The sequence below is a fragment of the Vibrio mytili genome (genome assembly GCF_049563345.1).
GTDB lineage: Bacteria > Pseudomonadota > Gammaproteobacteria > Enterobacterales > Vibrionaceae > Vibrio > Vibrio mytili.
The window spans coordinates 1,820,543-1,847,524 of sequence record NZ_CP110481.1; the positions used below are offsets into that span (position 1 = coordinate 1,820,543).

25 protein-coding genes, 1 tRNA gene and 1 pseudogene are annotated in these 26,982 nt (G+C 45.4%); 6 read left to right on the plus strand and 21 right to left on the minus strand.

Annotated elements, in window-relative coordinates; all coding sequences use genetic code 11:
• The 16 genes from ONE56_RS08360 to phnF form a co-directional block, all read right to left on the minus strand.
• Complete coding sequence (locus ONE56_RS08360) at window positions 1-1,140, minus strand: efflux RND transporter periplasmic adaptor subunit (RefSeq protein ID WP_423839652.1); 1,140 nt, start codon at window positions 1,138-1,140, stop codon at window positions 1-3.
• 446 nt (window positions 1,141-1,586) lie between these two features.
• Window positions 1,587-3,224: a methyl-accepting chemotaxis protein gene (locus ONE56_RS08365; protein ID WP_423839653.1), complete on the minus strand. Its 1,638-nt coding sequence runs from the start codon at window positions 3,222-3,224 to the stop codon at window positions 1,587-1,589.
• 248 nt (window positions 3,225-3,472) lie between these two features.
• A complete protein-coding gene (gene phnE, locus ONE56_RS08370) occupies window positions 3,473-4,348 on the minus strand; it encodes a phosphonate ABC transporter, permease protein PhnE (protein WP_423839654.1) in 876 nt (291 codons plus the stop codon).
• The gene (phnE, locus tag ONE56_RS08375) at window positions 4,345-5,220 is read right to left on the minus strand and encodes a phosphonate ABC transporter, permease protein PhnE (protein WP_415679331.1); all 876 of its coding nucleotides are present in this window, start codon (window positions 5,218-5,220) and stop codon (window positions 4,345-4,347) included. Before phnE (ONE56_RS08375) ends, phnE (ONE56_RS08370) begins: the two co-directional genes overlap by 4 nt.
• 58 nt (window positions 5,221-5,278) lie before the next feature.
• Window positions 5,279-6,202 carry a phosphonate ABC transporter substrate-binding protein gene (phnD, locus tag ONE56_RS08380; RefSeq protein WP_423839655.1) on the minus strand — a complete coding sequence of 308 codons (924 nt, stop codon included), beginning with the start codon at window positions 6,200-6,202 and terminating at the stop codon, window positions 5,279-5,281.
• 47 nt (window positions 6,203-6,249) lie between these two features.
• Entirely contained in the window at window positions 6,250-7,098 is an 849-nt protein-coding gene (phnC, locus tag ONE56_RS08385) for a phosphonate ABC transporter ATP-binding protein (RefSeq protein WP_331439287.1), read from the minus strand.
• A 272-nt stretch (window positions 7,099-7,370) separates the two neighbouring features.
• Window positions 7,371-8,138, minus strand: coding sequence for a phosphonate metabolism protein PhnP (phnP, locus tag ONE56_RS08390; RefSeq protein WP_423839656.1), 768 nt, complete (start codon window positions 8,136-8,138; stop codon window positions 7,371-7,373).
• A complete protein-coding gene (gene phnN, locus ONE56_RS08395; RefSeq protein WP_331439339.1) occupies window positions 8,135-8,818 on the minus strand; it encodes a ribose 1,5-bisphosphokinase in 684 nt (227 codons plus the stop codon). The genes phnP and phnN overlap by 4 nt, the downstream gene beginning before the upstream one ends.
• Window positions 8,819-8,821: 3 nt before the next feature.
• Window positions 8,822-9,955, minus strand: a complete 1,134-nt coding sequence (gene phnM / locus ONE56_RS08400) for an alpha-D-ribose 1-methylphosphonate 5-triphosphate diphosphatase (RefSeq protein ID WP_423839657.1) — start codon at window positions 9,953-9,955, stop codon at window positions 8,822-8,824.
• 14 nt (window positions 9,956-9,969) lie between these two features.
• Window positions 9,970-10,728, minus strand: a complete 759-nt coding sequence (gene phnL / locus ONE56_RS08405) for a phosphonate C-P lyase system protein PhnL (protein WP_041155414.1) — start codon at window positions 10,726-10,728, stop codon at window positions 9,970-9,972.
• Window positions 10,729-10,751: 23 nt separating this feature from the next.
• Window positions 10,752-11,603 (minus strand): phosphonate C-P lyase system protein PhnK, encoded by an 852-nt coding sequence (gene phnK, locus ONE56_RS08410; RefSeq protein ID WP_331439342.1) that lies wholly within the window; start codon window positions 11,601-11,603, stop codon window positions 10,752-10,754.
• Window positions 11,600-12,478 carry an alpha-D-ribose 1-methylphosphonate 5-phosphate C-P-lyase PhnJ gene (locus tag ONE56_RS08415; RefSeq protein ID WP_423839658.1) on the minus strand — a complete coding sequence of 293 codons (879 nt, stop codon included), beginning with the start codon at window positions 12,476-12,478 and terminating at the stop codon, window positions 11,600-11,602. The genes phnK and ONE56_RS08415 overlap by 4 nt, the downstream gene beginning before the upstream one ends.
• Window positions 12,475-13,581, minus strand: coding sequence for a carbon-phosphorus lyase complex subunit PhnI (locus ONE56_RS08420; RefSeq protein ID WP_423839659.1), 1,107 nt, complete (start codon window positions 13,579-13,581; stop codon window positions 12,475-12,477). Before ONE56_RS08420 ends, ONE56_RS08415 begins: the two co-directional genes overlap by 4 nt.
• Window positions 13,566-14,273, minus strand: coding sequence for a phosphonate C-P lyase system protein PhnH (gene phnH / locus ONE56_RS08425; RefSeq protein ID WP_423839660.1), 708 nt, complete (start codon window positions 14,271-14,273; stop codon window positions 13,566-13,568). The genes ONE56_RS08420 and phnH overlap by 16 nt, the downstream gene beginning before the upstream one ends.
• 22 nt (window positions 14,274-14,295) lie before the next feature.
• Entirely contained in the window at window positions 14,296-14,742 is a 447-nt protein-coding gene (gene phnG, locus ONE56_RS08430) for a phosphonate C-P lyase system protein PhnG (RefSeq protein WP_423839661.1), read from the minus strand.
• On the minus strand, window positions 14,743-15,438 hold the full coding sequence (phnF, locus tag ONE56_RS08435; protein WP_041155409.1) for a phosphonate metabolism transcriptional regulator PhnF: 696 nt from the start codon (window positions 15,436-15,438) through the stop codon (window positions 14,743-14,745). It abuts the gene before it with no gap.
• Between the two features lie 436 nt (window positions 15,439-15,874).
• On the opposite strand from phnF, the gene ONE56_RS08440 reads away from it, so the two are divergent.
• The 3 genes from ONE56_RS08440 to ONE56_RS08450 all read left to right on the plus strand — a co-directional run bounded on the left by ONE56_RS08440 (window position 15,875) and on the right by ONE56_RS08450 (window position 20,467).
• Window positions 15,875-16,456: a class I SAM-dependent methyltransferase gene (locus tag ONE56_RS08440; protein WP_423840503.1), complete on the plus strand. Its 582-nt coding sequence runs from the start codon at window positions 15,875-15,877 to the stop codon at window positions 16,454-16,456.
• A gap of 13 nt (window positions 16,457-16,469) precedes the next feature.
• Complete coding sequence (locus ONE56_RS08445; RefSeq protein WP_423839662.1) at window positions 16,470-19,361, plus strand: DEAD/DEAH box helicase family protein; 2,892 nt, start codon at window positions 16,470-16,472, stop codon at window positions 19,359-19,361.
• 212 nt (window positions 19,362-19,573) lie between these two features.
• Window positions 19,574-20,467: a LysR family transcriptional regulator gene (locus ONE56_RS08450; protein WP_423839663.1), complete on the plus strand. Its 894-nt coding sequence runs from the start codon at window positions 19,574-19,576 to the stop codon at window positions 20,465-20,467.
• A 113-nt stretch (window positions 20,468-20,580) separates the two neighbouring features.
• On the opposite strand, the gene ONE56_RS08455 is transcribed toward ONE56_RS08450, so the two are convergent.
• Window positions 20,581-21,072, minus strand: a complete 492-nt coding sequence (locus ONE56_RS08455; RefSeq protein WP_423839664.1) for a VOC family protein — start codon at window positions 21,070-21,072, stop codon at window positions 20,581-20,583.
• Window positions 21,073-21,559: 487 nt separating this feature from the next.
• Here ONE56_RS08455 and ONE56_RS08460 point away from each other — a divergent pair.
• Window positions 21,560-21,631, plus strand: a pseudogene (locus ONE56_RS08460) (SDR family oxidoreductase); the annotation flags it as partial.
• Between the two features lie 200 nt (window positions 21,632-21,831).
• Window positions 21,832-22,335 (plus strand): YgjV family protein, encoded by a 504-nt coding sequence (locus ONE56_RS08465; protein ID WP_041155404.1) that lies wholly within the window; start codon window positions 21,832-21,834, stop codon window positions 22,333-22,335.
• A 319-nt stretch (window positions 22,336-22,654) separates the two neighbouring features.
• On the opposite strand, the gene ONE56_RS08470 is transcribed toward ONE56_RS08465, so the two are convergent.
• Both ONE56_RS08470 and ONE56_RS08475 read right to left on the minus strand, forming a co-directional pair.
• A tRNA-Ser gene (locus ONE56_RS08470) sits at window positions 22,655-22,742 on the minus strand.
• A gap of 144 nt (window positions 22,743-22,886) precedes the next feature.
• The gene (locus tag ONE56_RS08475; protein ID WP_041154830.1) at window positions 22,887-23,336 is read right to left on the minus strand and encodes an L-alanine exporter AlaE; all 450 of its coding nucleotides are present in this window, start codon (window positions 23,334-23,336) and stop codon (window positions 22,887-22,889) included.
• Between the two features lie 565 nt (window positions 23,337-23,901).
• On the opposite strand from ONE56_RS08475, the gene ONE56_RS08480 reads away from it, so the two are divergent.
• A complete protein-coding gene (locus ONE56_RS08480; RefSeq protein WP_331437403.1) occupies window positions 23,902-24,471 on the plus strand; it encodes a YecA family protein in 570 nt (189 codons plus the stop codon).
• A 134-nt stretch (window positions 24,472-24,605) separates the two neighbouring features.
• On the opposite strand, the gene ONE56_RS08485 is transcribed toward ONE56_RS08480, so the two are convergent.
• The gene (locus ONE56_RS08485; protein ID WP_423839665.1) at window positions 24,606-25,652 is read right to left on the minus strand and encodes a potassium channel family protein; all 1,047 of its coding nucleotides are present in this window, start codon (window positions 25,650-25,652) and stop codon (window positions 24,606-24,608) included.
• A gap of 128 nt (window positions 25,653-25,780) precedes the next feature.
• On the minus strand, window positions 25,781-26,842 hold the full coding sequence (nadA, locus tag ONE56_RS08490; RefSeq protein WP_423839666.1) for a quinolinate synthase NadA: 1,062 nt from the start codon (window positions 26,840-26,842) through the stop codon (window positions 25,781-25,783).
• Window positions 26,843-26,982: the final 140 nt, after the last annotated feature.

Genomic DNA, 26,982 nt, shown 5'->3' on the forward strand with positions numbered 1-26,982 from the left:
TTACTCCTGTTCACCTGTTTCAATACTTACCGCGCTACCTGGTCCTACTTTTTGCAGACCAGCCGTAATGACTTTATCTCCAGGCTTCAGCCCGTCCAGTATACGCCATTGATTGTCAATCGCCTCGGCGGTTTTGACATGCGTCGCGACTACTTTACTGTCTTCTCCAACCACCATGACTGTGGCTTTACCTGTGGCATCTCGCGTCACGGTATTTTGCGGGATCAAGATCGCTTCAGGGTCGACACCAGTGATAACGGTGGCACGAACAAACATACCAGGTAACAAGATACCGTCAGGGTTCGGGAATTCAGCACGTAGGGTGACACTGCCAGTGCTTTCGTCTACATTGACCTCGACGAATTTCATCGTGCCTTTGTGCTTATACGTCGAGCCGTCTTCCAACTGCAACGTCACCTCCGCTGATTCATCCTGTTGTAAGTGACCTTGAGATAGCGCAGATTTCAAACGTAGCAACTGAGCAGAGGATTGAACGATATCAATATTGATCGGGTCAAGTTGCTGGATGATCGCCAGCTTATTCGCTTGGTTTGCTGTCACCAAGGCACCCGCCGTCACACTGGATTTACCAATCACACCACTAATTGGTGCTTTCACCTGAGTGTAAGATAAGTTGATTTTTGCCGTATTGATTGCGGCTTTTGCTACCAATACTTGCGCTTTGGCTTCTTTATATGCCGCTTCCGCTTCATCCAAATCTTGTTGGCTGATTGACTTTTTCTTTATCAGCGCTCGATAACGCTTAACGGTAGAAAACGTGGAGTCTTCTGACGCCATCGCACGTGTCAATTGAGCTTCTGCACTTAACAAAGCCGCTTGATAGGTGGAGTCATCAATTTGATAAAGGGACTGGCCTTGTTTAACTGTGCTTCCTTCAACAAAATTGCGTTCAGAAACAATACCTGAAACCTGAGGTCTTACTTCCGCTTCTTTAAATGCGCGGCTGCGACCCGGTAATTCTACAGTTAACATTTGTCGAACTGGTTCGACAGTCATCACTTCGACTTCTGTCGTTTGCGCGGGACCACCGCCTTGCTCAGTTCCCTCTTGGCTCGGTTGACATCCAGCCAAAAGCAGGCTCGACGCAATAAGCAGCGATAGCGTGGTTCTACGTCTCATGAAACTCTCTCTTCTTCACTCTACAAATATTCCAAACGATGCATAGACTTGAGCATAACTTAGTTATGTTAACAAAATGGATCGATATCAATTAATTAGGATGATAATTACCTAGTGTTGTGTATACAACAAAATTTACTTTTCGATCAGTGCCTAAAATGCGTTCGTAGCAAAGGTGTTATCTAGATCCCATTTTGGTTATTTTTGCGTTGGAAATCACAGTTTATTGTGAGCAACTATTTTGACGATAAGAGTGGAAAACAGTGGGAAAATACATGAAAAGCTGTACAAAAAACGAAGAAAATGTCTACCTTTTGATCTCGCACGGTGTGTAACAACACGTTAATAAGACTCAAACCATAAATAACAACTCACTATTAATAACGAGTGATTAACAAGCGACCAATACTAAAGAGGCAACCCTAGGGTTGCCATCTTCAGGACGTTTATACTCTGAATTGACTCACCTGCTGATCCAAACGCTGAGTTTGATCAGAAAGTAACGCTAATGATTGTTGGGCTTTGGTTACCACATCGACAATCGCCGTACTACTATCCGCAATCCCTTGCACATTAGTATTGACCTCATCGCTTACCGTACTCTGCTGACTTGCCGCGGTCGCTATGTGGGTGTTCATTTCATTCATGCGAGCAATCGCATTAAGAATCTCAGCGAGTGACTCACTGGCTCTTCCTGCGGTAGTGATAGTTTCATCGCTGCTATTTTGACTATTGCGCATCACCTCGACAGCCTGACCTGCACCAGACTGTAGCTTTTCAATCATCTCTTGGATTTCACCCGTGCTTTGTTGCGTGCGACTCGCCAAAGAGCGAACCTCATCGGCCACAACGGCAAAACCGCGCCCTTGTTCACCAGCGCGTGCCGCTTCAATCGCCGCATTCAGTGCCAACAAATTGGTTTGCTCCGCAATGCCACGAATCACATCAAGTACCGAAGCAATGTTGCTCACGTCGGTATCCAGAGTATTAACCACTTGCCCTGCACTGTCGATTTCACCTGCCAGCCTACGAATCGATCCGACTGTTTGTTCCAAAATAACGTTGGTATTGGTAAGTTCATCATTGGCCGTTTGACTCGCCATTGCCGCTTCATTTGCACTGTCACTGACATTGCGACTGGTTACCTGCATTTCATGAACTGCCGCAGCAACCGCCTCACTGTCTTTTTGCTGGTATTCGGTTGAGTCTGCAATGGTTGTGGTGAGCGCCGTCAAATTCGCCATCTCCTGGCGCAAGGTATTCGAGCTATCAATCACCTGAGTGACTGTCGCCTGGATTTTAGAAACAAACAGATTAAACGCATTTGCTAATTGACCGATTTCATCTTGAGTTTTGATGTCAATTCGCTGGCTTAAATCCCCATCTCCAGAAGCGATTTGAGCCATCGCATCTTTAATGCCATTGATTGGTTTCACCACCGTCTGTAAAAGTAAGTACGCCATACCAAGCGCGGCAAGAACCACAACAACAATGCCAGCTTCGAGAATCAGTTGACCTCGAGTGGTCGCGGCCGAGATATCACGCTGTAACTCAATCTGCTTCTCTTCTATCTCCTCTTTCACCACATTCAGTTGGGCACGGACATCAACAAACTGGCTTTCGAACGTATTTTTGTGCTCGTGATAATAGGTGATCCATTGCGCCTGAGGCTCTTTAAGCATGGTGTCATAACTTTGTAGCCACACATTCGCTAGACTCAGTAACTTTTGTACCTCATTTGCATGAGTCGATGGCAATACCCCCGCCTCGGATAGCTTCAAGACATACTCCATGCGTGGTATCGCTTTGTAAGCATTATCTTTATATTCAGCAAGGTGGTGATCTATGTCTTTTTGTTCCTCTGACAGTGCAACACCTTGCACTGCTGAGGTGGCCTGATAGAGATCGCGATAGGCATCTTCCAAAGAAAACAAGCTTGGCACAATTTGCTCATTCAGCGTGTCGCTAAGTTTGGCCTGTCTCCATGACGTCATCACGTTAAGCACGGAGCTCACGGCAAATAATCCGATGATCAAACACAGCGGGATGACGACCTTCTGCTTGATAGTAAAGTTCTGCAACATGAATAGACTCTCTATTAGTATTGTTGTATCGACAGATTATATCAAACGAAAGCATTATCTATTCAGGACATCAATCCACTTTTATGTGGTATTTTCTAGAATTTCGACGAAGTTCCAGTTTTAAACAGTTTAGAGAAGTATATGAGGGGAAAAAGAAAAGAAATATGAGAAAAAACATAAAAATATGAAGAAAAGTGACAAAAAGCTAGCCATATCTCAGGCTAACTTTTTAGGGAGCAATTTTGGTATTAACGCGCTTCGTAAAGAGAGATTTCCTCTCCCACAATGTATTTTTGTCTCAGGATGCTCGATACCTTGTCTAATCCCATAATAATGACAACCAATACCAGCGTGATAAACGTCACCACATCCCAGTTCCATAACCGCATATTTTCTGCGTACACCAAACCGATACCGCCCGCGCCCACAAAGCCTAGTACGGCTGCGGATCGCGTATTGGACTCAAGTTGATACAGGGTTAACGCAAGGAAAGTTGGGAACGACTGGGTGAAGATGCCAAACCGATGCTTTTGCAGATTATTGGCACCCAGTGCCGCTAGTCCACGTGATGGCCTCTTGTCAGCGGCCTCATGGCTTTCAGCATACAACTTACCAAACAACCCTAGATCTTGAATAAACACGGCCATCACACCCGCTAACGGACCAAGCCCTACTGCTCGGACAAAGATCATCCCCCAGATCGCCATGTCGATGCCACGCATCACATCAAAGATACGGCGCATGATCGTTACGATAAAACTCAATGGTCCCGTCATCACATTACGCGCTGCTAAAAAGGATAATGGCAGTGCGACGAGTGACGCGGTCAGCGTACCACCAAAGACAATGGCTAAAGTAATGGCAATTTGTTTAAAGTAGTAAGCAAATGGCCAGTCCCAAAAGTCTCGCCAGATAAACATGTGTGTAAAATAGCTCAGGATTTTACTATTACCCATTTTGAACTGTTCAAATGAAACACTAAAAAAATAAAAGAACAGAAGATAATAGATAAGCACACTCGCCGTGAGCACTCCGACTATGGTTAAGTAACGTTTCTGACGCGAGAATATTTCACTGTTTTGCTGCTTTATTTGCTCTAACGTCATGCCTTGAATCTCGGTCATTTTGCGTCTCCCGTAATGACTTTCCTTCTCAATACACCCGAAGCGGTATCGATCAACCCGACCACAATAATGATCAGAAGCAGCGTAATACTCACTTGGTCGTGTCTACCCAAACTAATGTTGGTCATCAGCTCTTGCCCAATACCTCCCGCCCCAACCAGGCCAAGAATGGTCGATGAACGGAAGTTAATTTCAAAGCGAAGAAACATGAAAGACAGCACGGAAGGCTTGATTTGCGGCCAAAACGCAAAGCGCAATCGCTGTATCGGCGTTGCACCGCAGGAGCTTAACCCTCTTACGGGTTTATCAGAAATCGTTTCGATAGATTCGTAATATAACTTGGTCAAACTGCCAATGGTGTGCAAAGTCAGTGCGACAAAGCCGGGGAAAGTTCCCACACCATAGGCCATAACAAACATCACCGCCCACGCAAGCTCTGGCATGGTACGTAAAAAGGCTACGAATGATCGAACAGCTAAGCGTACTGGTGCAGGTGCATAACCGTTACTCGCGGCTAAGAACGCCAATACAATAGCAATCGCCGAAGAAACTAACGTTGCCGCAATTGCAACATTGATGGTTTCCCAAAGAAGTGGAATCTGAATATGTAAACGGTAGCCCCAATAAATCAATGAACCGGGTACGGCTCTGCCAGCCTCATCTCGGCTAGCAAATAGCACATCCCATGACAAATTCGGGATCGTCTCACGAATGTAGTCGAGCAGCGCTGGTGCATTGCGAAGGATGGTCGTGAGACTGAATTCGGCATAGTGCCCAGACAGTAAGTAAAGCATCATAAACACAGAGGACCACATCAGTGCATCCATCTTCTGCTTACGACGAGCTTGTTGGTAGTATTGTTCGAACTGCATGAAATTGACCGTAGAATTGTCAAGCTAGTGGTTTCCCACTAGCTTGATTTAGGAGAGATTAACGTTGAGCGAATTTCGTCGCTTTTACCAAATCGATGATTGACTGGTATTCGGCAACCGTAGTGTCTTCTAGATGAAGTGAGCCACCCGCAGCTTTGCTAAAACACTCGTTCTCTTCTTTAGCAAGTTTCTTAACCGCTGTGACCAAGTCATTTTTGAAATCAGGGTCAAGGCGATTACTCACAATGGTAGGACCGTTGGCGATCAATGGTGATTTCCAAATAATGCGAACTTTGTTCATCAGTTCTGGATCTTGCTCGATGTAACGAGTCAATGCACCCGCAGTGTAACCCTTGTCTGCGTCGCCCACCATTGAAGACCAAGTGACGGCCGCATCAAACTGACCGTTAAGCACACCAACGATATCTTGTTCATGACCACCAGAGAAACCAACCGACTTAAAGAAACCATCAAATTGGTTGTCCATATTGCCGCCTAGTTTTTTCGTCAACTGGTTGTTTGGAATAAGAAAGCCTGATGTTGAGTTAGGATCGGCAAACGAAAAGACTTTGCCTTTCAAATCTTCGATGGATTGATATGGGCTCTCTTCTTTAACCAAGATGACCGAGTGATACCCGCGAGAATTGTCGGTGTTATCCACCGTGATACCAACAATATCCACCGCTTTAGGGTCGTTGAGGTAAACCTCTGCATAAGACTTTGGAGACATATTCACAACAAGATCAATTTTCTCACCAAGCAAACCTTGGATAACCGCGTTGTAATCGCTGGAGTTACGAATCTTAGTTTCTACGCCGAGTTCAGCGTTAAGGAAATCAGAAACACACTGGTTGTCACCAATTTGATCGGCCGCATTTTGACCACCCAATATGCCTAGGTTGATTTCTTTTGGTGCTGCTGCATTCGCGTTAAAAGTGATTGCAGCTGCCACTGCCATACCAACGTATAAAAGCTTGTTCATCACGAGTCCTTAAATGTTTAACTTCAGTTGTATGATTAAGATTGGGATTAATTGATTTGGTCTATCTCATCACCATAAAGGCGATGCAAAACATGTTCATCAAGCCCAGAAGGATGCCCGTCGTAAATCACTTTGCCTTTTGCTAGGCCAATGACACGAGAACAGTATTCCTGAACCAATTCGATAGAGTGAAGGTTGACCATCACCGCTACCCCATCACGACTCACTTTTTGCAGTGCTTCCATGATTCGAACGGTATTTTTCGGGTCAAGTGACGCGACGGGTTCGTCCGCCAACAGTATTTTCGGGTTCTGCATCATTGCGCGACAAATCGCAACGCGTTGCTGCTGACCACCAGACAAGTTTTCTGCTCGTTGGAGAGCGTGCGGCAACATATTCAACCACTTGAGAAGTTGGATGGCTTGCGCTTTGTCTTCATCATTGAATACTTTGAGCAATGATTTCAGTGTCGAGGTATGGCTCAATCTGCCAAGCAATACATTTGAAATAACATCCAATCGTGGGACCAAACAAAAATCTTGGAAAATCATGCCGCAGTGGCTACGCCATTCACGAAGCTCCTTGCGCGACATCGACAGTACGTTATCAGTAGACAGATCTTTATGAACGTTTAGGATCTCACCGCTGGTGGCGGGAATCGTTCCATTTAACGTATGAAGGAACGTTGACTTGCCAGCACCGGAACGGCCAACAACCGCAACAAACTCTCCAGCGTGTAGCTCGACACTAATGCCATCGAGTACCACTTTTCCTTCTTGATATGACTTGGTTAGCGATCGGGTTTCAAGAACTTTTCGTCCTAATTGCGGCGAATTTATTTCACTCACATCAGAGACAACCGACAATTCTGGCATGGTCGAGACCATAGTTTTCATTTCCATCTTGGTATTTATATGTTGCCTATTAGAACGTTAATTCTTTACGTCTTTTGTATATTTTTATGACGAATTCATGAACAGACCACCTGTACAACAATTAAACACACCTTAAAAATAGAATTAACTTTCAATCAGTTATTATCTCGACTTGATACAGGAAATTGTGACAATACGGTTGCGTTTTTACACTGGCTTGGCAGTTTTGTTTCAAGCTTAAAGACACAAATAGAAACCGACCATCTGAAACGTCAGTGAAAATAGAGACTCACTTAAATCTCAATCTCTTGCCCATCATATAGAAGCTGAAAACTTGAAGAAAAGCAGTGTGGATTCTGCTTCGCCCACAGCAACACATCATGTCCCAAATGCATCATGCCGATGTTTGCGACTTGGCATTCTTTGGCGATTTTGACCACTTGGTGAATATCATTGTGATTCTTACTCTGTCTTGCTTGCTCACAGTCAATGGGTGGAAAACTGCAGTCCGTCACTACCCAGTTCACATCACGTTGTACAAGCCATTGTGTGGTTAGATCGGGGAGACCATTGGTGTCGGTGAGGTACGCGATACACTTACCATCCAGTTCAAAGGCATAGCCCAAGCAAGGTCGGGAGTGATTGAGAGGCAAAGGCGTGATCGTAATCCCTTGCCATTCGAACGGCTCAAACGCATGAGCGCGATAAGAAAAATCCAGCACTCCCGGATATTTATACAAATCATCACAACCTTGTTCGTCTTCAGGAGAATGGACAGGGATGGGTCCCCCCTTGCCCCATCGAAGATCGAATAAACTGTGCACATGATCCATGTGGTAATGGGTTAATAAAATTCTATCGAAGGTACCTGCAGGAAACCGCGCAAGGAGATCAGGCGCATTCGCATCAAGCAATAGTTTGCGCCCATTATGCTCCACATAAGCAGAGCTTTTTTCACGGCGAAGACGCTTATCCAATCGAGCCGCTGCGCAGATCTCACACTCACAGCCCCAAACTGGCACCATCGCGCTATTGCCTGTGCCGAGCATAACTAGTTTCATGGTTGGACTCCTTCAACCTGACATCGTATCTGGCTAAATTGCGCGACACTGCTGTTTATGTCTCCGCTGTTATCAATTTGATGGTAGGACGGATCACCACTTAACGAATACTCGACTGCTCTTCTTAACCGGCGTTCGATCTCTTGCGCAGATTCACGCCCACGCTGCTGCAAGCGAGCGCGCAATACCTCAAGCCTGACATTCACTAGCACAGGGACAAGGCTCTCCCCAAAGCATCGCTGCGCTTGTGCGAGCTCTGCCCGTGAACCATTGAGTAATACCGAAAATCCTTTGTCTAGCCATGTGTTCACTTCAACCCCTACCCCATAATAAAGACCATGGGCTTGCCAACTCATGGCGAACAGGCCTTTTTGTTGCCGTGATAGGTATTCCGACTCACTCACCGCTACGTGGTTTTCTCCACCCGCTCCAAAAGGACGCGTGATGTAACGGTGGGCCACGATGATGTCTTGTGGATATGCCGAACGTATCGCATCTAGCAAGGTATCTTTGCCCGCACCGGAGGGACCGATAACATAATATATTTTCGCCATTCGATTGTTACTGATTCGATGGTGGCATTGGTTAAGGTCGCTGCATGCGCTGGGTTCAGGATGCCCATCAAGGACCGATGAAAAAGAAGCATCCGAAGATGCTTCTAATGTTGAATCGCTTATCATTGGCTAAAACACCTTTTTGCCTTCTCGCCAAACACGAGCCACCAAAGGGTGACCATCGACTTGCTTCGCCAAAACAAGGTCTGCTCGCTTGCCCTCTGCAATAGTGCCTCGATCCTGCAAGTTAAGTGCTTCCGCTGGGTTTTTAGTGACCAGTTGAACCGCCTGAGGTAACGTGAGACGGTTTCTTTCATCCGAAGCGAGCGTGTAAATACCCTCAAGTAAACTCATTGGGTAATAGTCAGAAGAGAGAATATCCAACACACCGAGAGAAGCGAGCTCGTGTGCCGCGACATTACCTGAATGCGAACCACCACGAACCACATTTGGCGCACCCATCAATACTTTAAGCCCGATTTCATGAGACTTTCTCGCCGCTTCAACCGTGGTAGGAAACTCTGCGATAACCATACCAAGCGATTTCGACTCTTCGACGTGAGCTGCAGTCGCATCATCATGGCTAGCGGTGGGAATGCCATGCTCCCGACATTGGCGACAGATCTCATTGCGATTTTGCGTTGACCAACGCAGAGACAACTCGACTTGCTTCTTCTCATAAGCGGCCATCTCACTGTCTGATAAGTTATGTTTGCCTTGATAGTAAGTACGGTACTTTTCTAGATCGACAAACTGGCGTTGACCTGGGGCATGATCCATCAAAGACACCAGCTTCACTTCTGGTCGATTGACATATCGCTCAAAAATACTGACCGTACTTTCATGTGGTACTTCACAACGCAGATGCAATAAATGCTCAGCACGGGTGAGATTTCGCTTTTGGCTATCTGTAACGGTGTTAATAAACAGATCAAGGTTGGTATGACGTTTCTCGTCGCGAAAGTCCCCCAGCGAAACCGCATCCAACACCGTCGTAATGCCCGAGCCGATTAACTGAGTATCGTGCGCGCTCATAGCTGAAAACGGTGGCCAATCCACTTTTGGTCGTGGGGTGAAGTACTGCTCCAGATTATCGGTATGCAGTTCAATAAAACCGGGCATGAGGTAATCACCTTCACCATCATAAGCCCCTGCGACCTGACTTTGCGAATCTGACATGCTCACGATTTTGCCATCACGTAACTCTAATGAGCCTTTTACCACTTCGTTGTCTAGAACCAAATTAACATTGGTGATAATCATGCTGCGTTCTCCCGTTATGCGCATGCTGAAATTGAATCGGACTGAGCACTCGCTTGCTCGGTCTTCTTTTTCACGTCGTACAATCGGTCAGCGACCTGATCGCGAGTTGCCTCATCGTGGAAAATACCCACTATCGCGGCACCTCGCTGTTTGGCTTCTTGAATAAGGCTGACCACAACGCCACTGTTGGTTGCATCAAGCGAAGCGGTAGGCTCATCCAACAGCAAAATGGGGTAATCCACAATAAAGCCGCGCGCGATATTAACGCGTTGCTGCTCACCACCAGAAAAGGTGGCAGGCGCAAGATCCCACAAGTGTTCTGGTACATTCAGACGAGTCAGTAGCGATTTCGCTTTTTGTTCCGCTTCGCGGCGGCAGCCCCCCATTTCTAGCATCGGCTGCATCACCACTTCTAACGCACTAATGCGAGGAATCACACGCAGAAACTGACTTACCCAACCGATGGTGTGTTTACGTACGTTGATGATTTCTCGAGGCTGCGCTTTAGCAATATTGACCCAGCGGCCTTGGTGCACCACTTCTATATCACCTGTATCGACGGTGTAGTTGGCATACAGTGCACGCAGTAACGTTGATTTACCGGACCCCGAACGGCCATTTAAAACCACACACTCACCGCTCGCGACGGTAAAATCTGCCTGCTTTAGTACCTCCAGTTCAATGCCGTTTTGGTTATGCAGGACAAAGGTTTTGCTCACGTTTGAAACGTTAATTTTTGTTTCGGAAACGTCAGTGTTGTTATGACATGTCATGATAAAATTCCTAGATTGAGCCATCAGTTCTGAAGAACAGAAGAGACCAGCAATTGGGTATATGGATGCTGAGGATCATCAAGTACTTGATCCGTTAGCCCCGTTTCCACCACTTCACTGCGGCGCATCACCATCAGTCGGTGTGCAAGCAAACGTGCGACCGCCAAATCATGTGTTACGATCACGACAGCAAGCTCTAGCTCGGTGACAAGTCGGCGTAATAGGTCGAGTAATTTCGCCTGTACCGACACGTCCAAACCACCTGTTGGCTCATCCATAAAAATCAGTTTTGGATGCGTAACTAGATTACGAGCAATCTGGAGACGCTGTTGCATACCGCCGGAAAAAGTGGTGGGCATGTCGTCAATACGGTCTTGCGGAATTTCCACATCCGTCAGCCACTCGGTTGATTTTTCGCGAATAGCGGCGTAGTTTCGCTCACCTACCGCCATTAAACGTTCGCCGATGTTGCCCCCTGCAGAAACCCGAGCTCGTAATCCGTCCATCGGGTGTTGGTGCACAACACCCCACTCTGTGCGAAGTAGCTGACGACGCTGGCTTTCCGCCATCTGGTATAAGTCTTCTAATTGAGTGATTTGGTCTTGGCCACGCCCCCGCACATACAACACTTCACCGCTATCCGGTGTTTGTCGACCAGACAACGACTTAAGTAACGTGCTCTTACCTGAGCCAGATTCACCGACAATACCCAGCACCTCACCAGGGAAAAGATCAAACGACACATTGCAAAACCCCTTGCCCGGCGCATACAGTTTGGTTAATCCTCGCACGGAGAGCAGTGGTTGTTCTTCACTGCCGTCTAAAAATTGTTGATTGTCTAACGCAATGTAATTATCTGACGGAATGGTACTCATGCGTTTGCCTCCATTTTCGCCACTTGTTCAGCGCAGTAATCAGTATCAGAGCAGACGAACATACGGTTTCCTTCATCGTCCATCACGACCTCATCGAGGAAGGTGTCGGTCGAACCACAAATCGAACACGGCTCATCCCACTTTTGAATCTCGAACGGGTGATCTTCAAAGTCCAAGCTCTCAACGCGAGTGTACGGCGGTACGGCATAAATGCGTTTTTCTCGCCCCGCCCCAAACAGTTGTAGTGCCGCCATATTGTCCATTTTCGGGTTGTCGAATTTTGGAATTGGAGAAGGGTCCATGATGTAGCGATTATTTACACGCACAGGGTAAGCGTACGCCGTCGCAATATGACCGTAGCGCGCGATATCTTCATATAATTTGACGTGCATGATCCCGTACTCTTCTAGTGCATGCATTTTGCGTGTTTCAGACTCACGAGGTTCGATAAAGCGCAGCGGTTCCGGAATTGGCACCTGATACACCAAGATTTGATCTTTCTCTAGCGTATTCTCAGGGATACGGTGACGCGTCTGAATAATCGATGCTTCAACGGTTTTCTCAGTCGTTGTCGCATTCGCAACCGACTTAAAGAACTCTCGAATCGACACCGCATTGGTGGTGTCATCCGCACCTTGGTCAATCACTTTGAGCGTGTCGGTTTCACCGATGATCGCGGCGGTGATCTGTACTCCACCAGTGCCCCAGCCGTACGGCATTGGCATTTCACGGCCACCAAATGGAACCTGATAACCTGGAATCGCCACGGCTTTTAACAGTGCTCGGCGAATCATTCGCTTGGTTTGCTCATCCAAGTAGCCGTAGTTATAGCCACTCACCCCTTGAGCATGAGGCATGGTTTGTGTTTGACTCATAACTGGCTCTCCTGATGTTGTTCACCTTGCGATTGAACAAGTTCTTCGTATTCTTTTTGCATCTTGCGGAGCAGTTCTAGCTCTGCTTGGAAGTCAACGTAGTGAGGCAGTTTCAAATGAGAAACAAAACCCGCAGCCTCGACGTTGTCGGAATGCGACAACACAAACTCTTCGTCTTGGGCCGGGCCATCAATCGCCTCATCGTATTCTGCTACTTGCAGTGATCGGTCAACCAACGCCATCGACATCGCCTTGCGCTCGGTGGAACCAAACGTCAATCCATAGCCGCGCGTCAGTTTGGCTTTTTCCGTTTTGCTACCAACAAATCCGTTCACCATCTGACATTCGGTCAATTCAATGTCGCCAATATCAATTGAGAAACCGAGCTCCTCCGGAACAATGCTCAAATCACAGAAGCCAATGCGAATTTCACCCGCAAATGGGTGATTGCGACCATAGCCACGCTGTGTTGAGTAACCCAAAGCAAGCAGAAACCCTTCATCTCCGCGCACTAAGTTTTGCAGGCGGGCACTGCGGTCACAGGGATAATTCACCGGGTTCATGGTGATGTCCTCTGGCACTTTTTGATCATCCGCTTCGACTTGGGCGAGATCCAACCTCTCTAAGATACCCATGACTTGCGGACACGCTTCCATCTCTGCCGTTTCAGTGGTTTCCACTTGCGGCGTTTCACCTTCGGCAAGCAAACTAAAATCCAGCAATCGATGGGTATAGTCATACGTAGGACCCAACACTTGCCCACCCGGCAGATCTTTGTAGGTTGCAGAAATACGTCGTTCAATTCTCATCTCGCTGGTATTCACCGGCTCAGACACGGACAAACGAGGCAATGTCGTCCGATAAGCGCGCAGCAAGAATATCGCTTCAACCAAATCGCCATTGGCTTGTTTCACCGCTAATGCCGCTAACTCGCGATCGTAAATACCGCCCTCAGTCATCACTCGGTCAACACTACCCGCTAACTGTTCGCTGATTTGCGCAACCGTGAGCTCAGCGAGTGTGGTATCGCCACGACGCTTTTTCGCTTGCAACTGATGCGCGTTATGAATGGCTTTTTCACCACCTTTTACTGCGACGTACATGAATTCACCTCGATATGAGTTGTGCGTGGTAGACAAGCGATTTTGTCATCGCTCACTAAAATCAAATCAAGGCCTTTCGGGAACGCCACTTGCTCTTGCCTTGTTTGTAAAAATGCTTGAAAACCGACGGGCAGTTGACCCAAGGTCAGCGTCGATTGCGTTTTAATCCCCGGGCCAGAGAGCGTTAATGTAACGGTGTCATTTGATTTCTGTGACGAGACAACGTCACGTAATCCTTCATTGCCCAGTTCGCCGCCGCGTACCTTGCTGACACTTAGCTCTCCATCATTTAGCTCGCTTAGCTCAACAATGACGGTGGCCGACTGGTCTGGGTACTCGTCTGTGCCGAGGTTAAATGCAGCCGCTTCCCAATCGAACGTGGCGAGATCCTGCTTCGCAATGACAGCAAAACTCGCGTCATTTTGATTTGCTGCAATCGCACTACCGCAGTGAAAACGAATATTGTCGTGGATCACCTCATCATGTTGATGCGTATGAGAAAGCCAAATCGGCGTCGCATTGTCGCTCATGCTGAGCAGAATCTGAGTAGTCGCTTTGTGCAATGACCCAAAGCCTTCACTTCTTTGTAATGTGACCATATGGCCGGGTTCTGACATCGCCTTAAGTAATCGCCTAAAACAGTGTTGACTGTCATGAACAGCGTCTTGAAATGCAGTGGTAATAGTAGTCATGGTGTTCTAATCCTCTTCGAACCTAATCTTCCCCACGAACCATAGTGAAAAAGTCCACCTTACTGGTCGCGATTTCTTTGGCGCGTTGATGTTGCTGCTCTTGCTTAAGCGCAGCTAAAGGCTCAATGACCTTGCGCATCAACAACTCATGATGCACTTGAGTTTGCAGTAAGGCGTCAATCACCGCCGATAATTCAGCTTGGGCCTTGTTTCTACCGCGTAAGTAGCTAAACCCCATCTCTCCGCTGTCTAGTTTGATCACCGCGCGCGTGATGGTTGCGTCGCCCATATTAAATTCGCGTCCTGTGCCGCCCATACGTGCACGCACTTGAGCCAAACCAATCTCCGGTTGGCGAACGAATTGATAACTCTGCTCGATTTTGGTTTCGCTCCAAAGGCGCTCTAATTCACTCTGCTGGCTTTGTGCCAATATCGACATCCAGCTTGATCTTTCGGTCACAGCACTCATTTAATGCTCCATTACTATTTCAATGACATCGGAACGACTATTGGAGCAGGAAAACTCGGCCACAATATTGGTCCCTTTGATAACGTTCTTGGTTCTAACTCTTAGAATTGGGGTGTTGTTCGTGATGTGCAGCAATCGGCACTGCTCGCTCGTGGGTGTCTTCGCGCCGACTTTGGTTTCTTTGCGCTCAAGTTCGATATCTAACCCTCGCTTGATAAACCCATGCAGAGAGCCATTTTGAAAATTCTTTAAAATGTTCCACCAGCCCGTATTTGGGAAATAGTGGTCGATAATCGTCTGTGGACACTCTTCGGTTTTTCTTAATGTGCGGATGTGAATGACTTTTTCGCCCTCTTCCACGCCAACATGGGTAGCGATTTCTGCCGGCGCAACGAACAAGCGACGTTGAATCACTTCGCAACGAGGCTGTGCGCCTTGCTCCAAAAGGTTTTTGGTGAAGTGAGCACCAGAATGGACGTGATACTCACTCGGCTGACGCACCACCATATTGCCTTTGCCTTGATGGCGCTGGACCATGCCGCCACTCACCAACTCATCAATGGCACGGCGCAAGGTATGTCGGTTAACATCAAATCGTTCCGCTAACTTTCCCTCTGGCGGTAAGTAATCACCAGGCAGGTAGCGTTCTCGAACTTCTTGCTCTAATTCCGAAGCAATATCTAAGTAAACTGGCATCACGAACCCTCGAATGAACACATGTCTAGACATGTCGTAAGGAATCGAAAAGCAACTCTCCTCTATGCTCGCCATGTCTTGTTTGGTTAGAAGGTACTTTGCAGGGTAAAGATGAAGATTATGTGTCGGTTTGTTTGCAGTATTGTCACAATCGAGCAGCAGGCTCAACTTATATAGACAGGTTTAATCCATTAATTTTATTAGACTTTACCTTCCTTCAGACCGTTTAAAGCTAGACATGTCTACAACACAAATTCATAAGAAGTTGATGTGTGTTGGAAGGGGATGATGTTGTTTAGAAGAAAGTAAGCTAACGCTCGGTAAGGTATTGTTCATTTTGAGAATCTTGTACTAGAGCAAGTTAGCTCCTTCCTAGACGCCAAATAAAAGATGATGCAAACTAGACCTTTCGACTTAAAAGAACCGCATCATGAGCATTACCAACCGATATTATAATGAAAACGCACAAAGCTTTTTTGATACAACCGTAAACGTTGATGTTCAAAAACTGTACGACCGTTTTCTTCCTCGAATCGAAAATCACGGAAAAATATTGGATGCTGGATGCGGGTCTGGTCGAGATAGTAAGAACTTTCTAAACTTAGGCTACAAAGTGGTGGCATTTGATGCGAACGAATCACTTGTTGAATTGGCGACTGAGTATTTAAGTCAACACGTCACACACGCAACGTTTGAGTCTTTTGAAGCAAAGCCAGACAGCTTTGATGCTATTTGGGCATGCGCCTCACTTCTTCATGTTCCTAATAAAGAGCTTCCGCGAACGTTCTCGCGTCTGGGTGAGTTACTCAAGCCCAAGGGGGTTTTCTACTGCTCATTTAAATATGGCAGTACAGAGCAAATACGCAACGGTCGTTTCTTTACTGACATGAATGAGCAAACCCTTCGCGACGCACTTTCATCGACCCACCTCAAAGTTGTAGAAACTTGGATGAGTTCAGATGCAAGGCCTGGGCGAGAAACCGAGCAATGGTTAAATGCAATCTTGGTAAGAGCGTAAGGGAAGAACACAAATGCCGACTCAATCGTTAACCATTCGAGACAACCTGCTGACGACGGGCGATGATGACCCACTTTTACCTCAGCTCATCCATGCTATCAATCATGCGACAGAGATTGAGATTGCAGTTTCGTTTATTCAACCATCAGGGCTCGATTTACTCCTACCTAGCATTCATGAGGCGATCGAACGTAAGGTTAGCCACAATCGCCAACTTAAACTGAGAATTTTAACCTCTGATTATCTTCACATCACTCACCCAATTGCTCTGCGTTCATTGCTGGAACTAGACGGTGATGACGTCGAAGTGAAGATCTTTGAAACACAAAGTCGTAGTTTTCACTTAAAATCCTACATCTTTGTACGCACCGATGAAGACCAGTCCTTCTTCAATGGCACAGCCTTTGTTGGCTCGAATAACATAAGTAAAACGGCACTGACTGACGCACACGAATGGTGCCTTCGATTCGACTATCAGCAACCTGACGACTCAGAACAAGCAAAGCAGTTCCACAATATTCGTGAGCAGTTCAACAAGTTATTTTCTCATCCCTCTGCTACACCACTCACAGATGAGTGGATCGATGCCTATATCAAACGGAGAAATCCACCAAAGCTCTCTGTTGTTGGTGATTCCACCTTGCTCGATGATGAGGCGTATACACCAAACTCTGCACAGCAGGAAGCTCTAGAAGCGCTCAATGATACCCGCGACAAAGGAAACGTCCGTGGATTGGTTGTCATGGGGACTGGCATGGGGAAAACATGGTTGTCTGCGTTTGATGCCAAGCAACTCCAAGCAAAACGCGTTCTTTTTGTTGCTCATCGAGAAGAGATCTTAACCCAAGCATTCAATACCTTTGCCAAATTATGGCCGGAAAAGTCAGCTGGTTACTATCACGGTAAGACCAAAGACAAGCAAAAAGAGATGTTATTTGCCTCGGTACAAAGCTTGGGCAAAGAAGAAAACCTCAAGCATTTTGCAGCGGATTACTTCGACTACATTGTGGTGGATGAATTTCACCATGCCAGCGCAAAAACGTATCTCAATATCCTCAATTACTTTGAGCCGGCGTTTTTATTAGGGTTAACCGCAACACCAGAACGAACCGATCAAGCCAACATTCTATCACTGTGCCACGATAATTTAGTTTTTGAGCGTAACTTAGTGCATGGCATTGACAGTGAGATTCTAGTGCCATTCCACTACTATGGCATTTGGGATGACTCGGTTGACTACCAAGAAATTCCTTGGAGAAATGGTAAGTTCGATCCAGCGGCTCTTGATGCCCAGTTTGCGACGACTCGAAGAGCGAAGCATATATTTAAGCACTGGGAAGCCAATCAACAATCTCGCACTTTGGCATTTTGCGTGTCTAAAAAGCATGCCGACTTTATGGCGCAACAGTTCAATACCGCATACGCAGCACTAGGCTTAAAAGCACTGTCTGTTCATAGTGAGTCCTCAGTTCGTCGCAACGAAGCGTTGACCATGCTAGACAAAGGTGAAGTTCAAGTCCTTTTCTCGGTTGATCTGTTTAACGAAGGCACGGATTTACCATCTATTGATACTGTACTGATGCTGCGCCCAACCGAGTCCAACATAATCTTTATCCAGCAGTTGGGCCGCGGTCTTCGACAACATACAAACAAAACCCATTTGATCGTATTGGATTTCATCGGAAATCACCGTTCATTTCTAAATAAGCAGGAAGTGCTTGGTATTAAATCAACAGCCGTTTTATCCAAACATGATGGCACTCTGGTCGCGAGTCCTGAGTTGGGCGAAGGTTGTTTTATCAACATCGATCCTCAAATCGTCAGCTTTTGGCAAGAGCTCAGTAAGCAACTGCGTTACTCTGCCAAAGAGGAGTTTGAAAACCTTACCAATCACTTAGGACACCGACCAAGAGCCGTAGAATTTTACCGAGCAGGACACGACTTTAACAAAGTCAATAAACAACACGGTAGCTGGTTAGAGCTGGTTGCGACAATGAGCAACGACGCAGACTTACAACAACTCGCCGACGAGCACAAAACGTTCTTTTTGAATGCTATCCAGAAAATGAGCATGACCAAATGCTTCAAAGCCATCCTTCTAGAAGCCTACTTAGAGCTTGATGGTTTTAATCATCCACCGACAGTTGAAGCATTATCAGCTAAAAGTTGGCATGTGCTATCACGGTACCCTCAGCTCAAAACTGCTGATCTTTCAGAACAGAATCAACGTTTAGCAGCAGACTCTTCCGCTTGGCTTAAATATTGGCTAAACAACCCAATTAATGCTTTTGTCGGTGGTAATACCAAGCAAGAGAATGCGTGGTTTAACAATACAGATGGCAAGCTAGAAGCGAGCTTTACGGTTGAGCCAGCCCTGATTCCATGCTTTCACGATTTCGTGAAAGAGCTGGTTGATTTACAGCTCGCAAGATATACAGACAGGGAGCAAAAGAACACCACGCCTCTACCAATACAGAAAGCCGTCAATGATGAGACTCTACTGCCCTATTATCCCAACCTAAAAATTGCCTGTGGTCACTTTAAGACTGGCTCAAGTGATGATGTTGAGTTCATACCAATCGATATGCACAACGTTAGCGTTGAAACGCACTTTTTGGCGAGAGCTTCTGGCAACTCCATGAACGGAGGAAAATCGCCAATTTATGACGGTGATTTACTGCTACTCGAATTTGTCACGCCAACATCGGCAGGTTCCATTACTGGTCTTACGATGGCTATCGAAATACAAGATGAATCCGGCGATGATCAATATCTTTTACGCGTGGTTCAAAAGGATGATCTAGGCCAATATTGGTTGAAAGCGAACAACCCTGATTATCAAACCATCCCCGCGAATGAATCAATGAAAACATTTGCACGTTTGAAAAAGGTGATTCGGGAGTAAAAGTGAGAGTATTTTAAACAACGATGACTAGCCATAATTAAGGTTGATATTTCCAGAGCTCATCATTGGAGACCAGAGCAGTCCAACGTAAGCTGATTGAAGGTCGTCATGAACCAGTCGTTATCTCTGAACGATAGCGACAAAAAGGTCGGCTTTCAGTATAATTTACGATTATCGAAAATGTATTTATTAATAATTTTTGGTTTCTAATTATGCTCAATCCTATGTGGCTCAACACTTTTAAAACATTGATCGATGTCGGACACTTTACTAAGACGGCCGAATTACTCCATATGACGCAACCAGGGGTAAGCCAGCACATAAATAAACTAGAAGCAGCTTGCGGTTATCCTCTGATAAAGAGGTTTAACAAGAAGTTTGAGTTAACAATCTATGGGCAGAAAGTTTACGACTATGCTGTCAAACACTTTGAAGAAGAGTTTGAGTTATTACAGAACTTGGCCCACGACGAGCCTTTCCGAGGTCGCTGTACTATTGGCTGTTCGGGGACTTTCGCTTGGTTAATATATTCAGAATTACTTTCGTTGCAAGCGAGTTATCCAGGCTTATCTATTGAGTTAGAAGCAACACCAAACCAACGTATATTTGAGCAGATACTGCAGGGAAAATTGGATATTGGTTTAGTAACAAAAGAACCCAATCCTAAATATTTTGCTAGCTGTACTATTGGAGCTGAGTGTCTGGCGCTTGTACTACCGCTTTCCGCTGACGAAAGTTTGCCTATAAATGAATTGTTAATGGCGTTGGGTGTCGTGCGTCATCCTGATTTAGCTCATTATTTCCAAACTTATGTTAATCAAGCGAACAATGATTTGCTTCGTTTGGTCGATTTGGAGGAGGTTTCGACACAAAGCTACATTAATCAAGTGCATCAAATATTGGTTCCTATCGCTAAGGGGATCGGTTTTACGGTCGTTCCTCGATGGTGCGTCAACTTGTTCGCGGACAAAGAACAGCTAAAAATATTCAATATTACCGCAGAGATACAAGAGCCTGTGTACTTGGTTAGTAAACTGAATTCACCACTTGCTAAGCGTTATGAGCAAATCATTAAAGTTATCGAAAACTCTTTTGATGCAGGTTGATATAAGCTAAGAACCACTATTCAGAAGATATTGGCTTTTGGGTCTTATATCTGATCTAGGAGCTAATACAAAAAGGTTGGCCTCAGAGCCAACCTTTTGCTTTATGTATTTACTTATTCATAGTCTGAAGCGTAAGTGTCTTCGTAAGAATGTGAGTAGAACTCAAACAGGTTACCAAACGGGTCTTCTAGATATACCATTTGTGCTTTTTTTAGCTCGTCTTCTGGATGATAACGCATGATGTCCATACGAACTTTACCGCCATACTCTTCAACACGCTTGATTGCTGCATCAAACTGCTCTTTGGGTAGCTGTAAGCAGAAGTGGAAGATACCCAGGCGAGAGAAGTTTACTTCATGACGTTCTTGACGCCCTTTCATCTCAAACAGTTCAACACCGATACCATCTGTTGTTACCAGATGAGCGATGTTAAAGCCTTTAAAACCTTCCCCAAATACGGCAATGCACATACGTCCAATCGCTGACTCTCGTTCTTCAATCACTTTGGTGTTATTCATTACAACACGCAGACCTAACGCTTTAGTATAGAACTCAACCGCTTTGTCCATATCACCAACCATGATACCTACGTGGTTCATTTTCATAATTTGCTCCCAATACCTTTAACGTTTCAGCTTTGTTTTGATAGGAAGGAGTATATGGGCATGGAGAAAGTGAATAAAATTATCATTATTTATTTAGATGATAACACCCTGTTATGATTAGGGCTGTGAACGATAATTCAGAAAATTCGTTGACAAGGCTTTGTCCAAGGTCATTTCAGCGTGCCCGGTTCGACAACGAAATGAGCATCGTATTGCGATTGAGCAGCTTTAACCGATAACGATCTTTCAAGCGACGACAACCTTGCCGTTCGCAGCGTTGGTACTAAATATAACTATCTAACAGCAGCAACCTGCCCTGAACTCTTCGCAATGCTAATAAATAGCGTGATATCCGAAGACTTTCCTACACTCTTCTCAAATTTAATTATTCGACTAACCTGAATGGTTAATTCAATTATTCCTTAATTATCAAATCTTTCCCAATCAATATACTGACCCCATTGCAACAAGATTAGGAAAACAGATGATGAAAACAGAAAAAACAATTTATGTCGTACTAGGTGACACATCGGGCATTGGCCCTGAGCTGAGCAATCAAGAGTAAACGGTTTTCCAGTCTAGCTAACTAATATAACCGTAGCGGCACGGTGCCTATGGCAGCAAAGGATGATTCCATATTTTTTACTATCACTAGGGTCGTTTGACATGAAATATGCAGAAATTCCAAAAAAAACAATGGCATAGGTTTAATCGTCGTGTTATTAACCACTTAACACTGCGGTATAAAAAGAGGTTTTCATGACACCATTTGTTTTATCCCAGGTTCTTGTTGCTATAGCCATTGGGTTTGACCTGATGTCTTTTCAGTTCAAAGATAGGCGAAAAATTGTTGCTTCTCTTTTCTGTGCAGGAACGCTGATTTCCAGTCATTTTATTTTGCTAGAAAAATGGACAGCTGCAAGTTTGATGATTATCGCTACCATTCGATATTTAACCAGCGTATTTTCTACATCATCAAAGCTTAAGTATCTATTCTATTCAGCTTCGGTGCTTTCGACCGTCGTTACCTATGCCGGATTAGTCAGTATTCTCAGTTGTTTTGCTTCTCTTTTTCAAACGGCTGCGGCGTTTAATAAGGACGATCGCCGTTTAAGAGAGTTAATGATTGTTGGCACTACTTTATGGTTGATACACAATTATGTTGTGGGTTCACCGACGGCCGTTTTGATGGAGGTGCTGTTTATTTCAAGTAACTTGGTTGGATACTATCGATACTACTATAAAACCTCGACAGCAACATAAAGACAAATGAGTTTTAAATAGCTACCGACTTGTAGACATCTTCTAGTTAGATATTGGACTGCTTTAACAACTCAAGTGCTGATTTAACAGCTTCATGATAGCTACGAGTCTTTAGGCTAGGCTGGTGGCGCTTACCGTCAATACGGATAGACCAATGGAAGAAACAAACACCATTTGCTGTTCTTGTGGAGGTAAAGCGAATCTTGTTTAGCTAATCGCTGTGAACTGAGCATGTGTGACCTTTTGTGTGACCTACACTGCTCTATTACCTAATGCCAGATAAAGAAAAACCCCTGACGAGTCAGGGGTTTATAGAATGTGGCGGTGAGTGAGAGATTCGAACTCTCGATACGTTGCCGTATACACACTTTCCAGGCGTGCTCCTTCAGCCACTCGGACAACTCACCGAATCAAATTGTGGTTAGCATCATTGGCTAACGAGGCGCTAATTTAATGATTATGCGCCCTGTGGTCAAGGCTAAACATAAAAAAAAGCCCTGTTTTTCTGTTGTTTGCTCACTAAGTAACTAAATTGAACAAAACAGGGTCAATTATGCCCCTTGGTAATAACCCGGAACACGGAACCAACGGCGACACATGTCTAGGAAGTAACCATATAAGACGCCCATCCCACACGATACGACTGCGTTACTCGCAACCGCAGTGATGATTTGGTCAGTTGATGCGCCGACGGCCAGCAAAATGCCTGCGTAAACGGGTGATTGGAAAAGCACGTAAGCCAATAAGTCAGAGACATTCTTCATAAACGAAGAAGATGAAACTTTATTACCTTGACGCAGGACCCAGTCGCGGAACAGGCCGTAAGGAAAGGCGATAGCAATATTCACGGGGATCGATAACGTTCGCGACGCCAGAGACTGCTCAAAGGTCATTCCAGAGACGACGATCTCGATGATCATGCCAGTAACAAAACAAAACACTACCATAGCAAACGTATCCGCTGCGGCATTACGAATACAAAACGGTCCGCGAGACTTCATTGACTGCTCTCCAACATCAAACACCACGGTTAATAAATAATTAAATACGTTCAACTGGACTATGGAACATAACCAGTTAATATCGCTATTAGAACATATTTTATATAGTTTAATATTTCATTTTTAAATTGAGAGTGTAAATTAACCACTACTTTTTAAAATAAAACTAGTGAAATTCACCTATTAGTCAGAATTCGTCCTTTTATTCGTCTAAACTTGTTGATATTGCCGGAAGTTTCTTACTTTTTAGACAGTTACAAAATCAGCAACACCAGAAAAGCAGAAGAATATTTGGATATGTAAATGACCAATTAGAAGTTTATGCTAGTAACATCCGAAAATTCGGATTAATAGAAAATGCATAGTTATGCAGTCACTATCTAGCACCGCAATGAATAAGGGGAGTCTGCGTTATAAACCAATAGAGATGCGTAAATGAATGCTGATTTATGGCTTTATATAAAAAAGGCGCACAAGTAACACTGTGATTTGAGAATCATTCCCTAATGCTGATTATTCCCGTAAGATGGGCGCCGAACCACCCATCAACAATTGGTATTCTATTTTGAAACTACAAGACATTCTTTCTCTTCCAGAACTTGACGGAAAACTACTCAATTTAGCGAAAACTCAAGGCTTTGTAACGGCAATGGCGTCTGCGCCAAATGTTTTAATGCCTCAAGAATGGTTACCTTTCCTTTGGGGTGGTGAAGAGACAGCACCTTTTACCGATGGTGAGCAATTAGAACTTTATATTGATGAAATCGTGAAGATGTGGAACCAAACGCGACCAGACCTCATCGAAGGTACTTGGGAATGGCCGGTCGGCTGTGCGTTAGATGAACAAGATATCGTGACAACGGCAACTCGTGATTTCAGTGAGGGAGTACTACAAGGCTGGCAACTGGCACGTGATGATTGGGAAACCTTGATGCCTGAAGACAGCGAAGACAGCGCTTTACTGGGTGGCGTGTTGCTTTCTCTTACGATGCTCTACGATCCAGAAACCACTATCGAGACGCTGGCAGAACAAGGTATTGAAGGGCTTGAGCAGTTTGAAGAAATCTTTAATGCGATGCCTATGATGCTGTGTGTTTTGACTCAGCGCGGTATTACGCTAGCTGAAGAGCAGTAATCTTTCCCTATCCTCTTTAGCTGAATAATTCAGTTGCTGAAAAAACAAAGCTCTCCAACACCGGAGAGCTTTTTGATCGTACTTTATCTCGAGTTTATGGCAAGAAAACTAACCTAAGACCGCTCACCAATGCCTTAACCCTGCACTTTATTGAGTTCATCCCAAGCAAAGTCTTCCACTCGCTCGTCCGCGATATAAAACAGTTTGGTGTTAGGTGGGACAACTGCGTTTAAGTCCGGGTTCAGTTCAATACCATTGCCAAAATCAAACGCGATCAAAGTGGCTTGATGATGTTTTTTTATGAAGCCGAATATGTGCTCAACCTTAGTGGTTGGCTGATCACTTGGATAGACGACCGAATACTGAGTCATACCACGTGTCGATGCCAATAACTCTTGGTGCAACGCGCTCGAACCAGGGTCTACTGCCGCTTTGGCTAGCATCTCGGCCCCCACTGCGGGTATACATTCTGCTTTTGGACAATGCTGACTTAATAGGCGGCCTAACGCTTCATCTTTAAAGTAAGCGAGCAAATGGGCATTGGGGTTGACAGAGGCGCAATAGAGAGAAGCTGACAAGGTAATATCGTCGGATAGGTTATCGACAATGATACAGCTTGCACCTGTGATGTTGGCGTTTTTCATCTCTTGTGCATCGGTGTAACTGGTTACTCTCACAAAATGAATCTCACCAGGTAAAGGGTTTTCTATGTCGGATCGGCTGCAAAGCACAATTGGGCGTTTACCTGCTTCTTCATGTTGCAGCATCCTTATCAAGTTCATGGTTCGTTGGCCATTCCAGCCCAATAAAACTATATGATTTTCCACCCGTATTCTCCGTTTACCTAAAATGCCCGCTCGCCAATAATCAATCGCTGTTCCTGCTACCCGCCCTAACAAAGCCGCAAATAAACTTAACCCGCCCGGAATGACAAACAATACCACGACCCATTTACCCAAGTCGGTCACAGGTGAATGATCGCCATACCCAACCGTGCTTGCCGTTACCATGAGGTAGTAGATAAAACTGGAAAAGTTCTCAGTGAGCTCGTTTTCTCCTGCTAGGGTTAATAGCCCCCAAGACAGGATGATGTACAACGCGCTAATAATGAGCAAGTTACGATTGCTCAATTTAAACAGGTGCGAATTGAGCCACTTTTTTACTACCAGCCATACAGCCATTCGTTTCCATTCCTTAGCTTTGTTTGTTGACGTTAATTGTAATCTATTGATTCTAAGAAACAAAAAAACCAGCCGATTATGACTGGTTTTTGAGATTGTATCTGCTGTTTTGAGATAGCGTCGCTGTTTTATGCGTTGCCTTTGACTCGCAGATTAAGCTGCTCGGCAAAGTCTAACATGCGATTGAGCGGGATAAGCGATTTCACACGTAATGCTTCGTCAACGAAGATTTCGTGCTCTTCTCCGCCTTCGCTCAAGGCTTTTTCGATTGCTTTAAGGCCATTCATCGCCATCCAAGGGCAATGCGCACAGCTGCGGCATGTTGCGCCCGCACCTGCGGTTGGCGCCTCGATCAACTCTTTCTCTGGAACAAGTTGTTGCATCTTGAAGAAGATGCCTTTGTCGGTTGCAACAATCATTTGCTTATGTGGGAGCGCTTTCGCTGCTTTGATTAGCTGACTGGTTGAACCAACCGCATCCGCTAACTCAACAACGCTCGCAGGAGACTCGGGGTGAACAAGAATCGCAGCGTCAGGATAAACGCTCTTCATTTTACGCAATGCGTCAGCAGAGAATTCATCGTGCACCACGCATTCACCTTGCCATAACAGCATATCTGCGCCTGTTTTGTTCGCAATGTAAGAGCCAAGGTGACGATCAGGCCCCCAGATGATAGGTTTATCTTCTGAATCTAGGTGCTCAACGATTTCTAGTGCGATACTCGATGTAACGACCCAATCCGCACGCGCTTTAACCGCAGCCGAGGTGTTGGCATAAACGACGACGGTATGGTCAGGATGCGCATCGCAGAACTCACTAAATTTGTCAGCGGGACAACCTAGATCCAGCGAGCACTCCGCTTCCAATGTTGGCATCAGAATGCGTTTTTCTGGCGTCAGAATCTTCGCGGATTCTCCCATGAAACGCACACCACCGATAATCAGGGTGCTGGCTGGATGGCGGTTACCAAACTTCGCCATTTCTAGTGAATCACCTACAAACCCGCCGGTTTCTTCCGCCAAAGCCTGAATTTCAGGGTCGGTATAGTAGTGCGCGATCAGTACCGCGTCTTTTTCTTTGAGCAGTGCTTTGATGCGCTCAATATAAGACGCTTTTTCATCTGCGCTTAACGGAACAGGTTTCGGAGGGAATGGGTAAACAGTGTCGATTTTATCTAGTATGTGGCTCATTGCTCTTGCTCTACGCAACTTCCTTTAATCCGAGTATTGTAACCTCGTTAAATTTTAAAAACCAATATCTATACCCAAATAACCTCAAGCCCGTGATATCAGGAGCGATAGGCAATTGTTAACCAACGATTTAATTGATG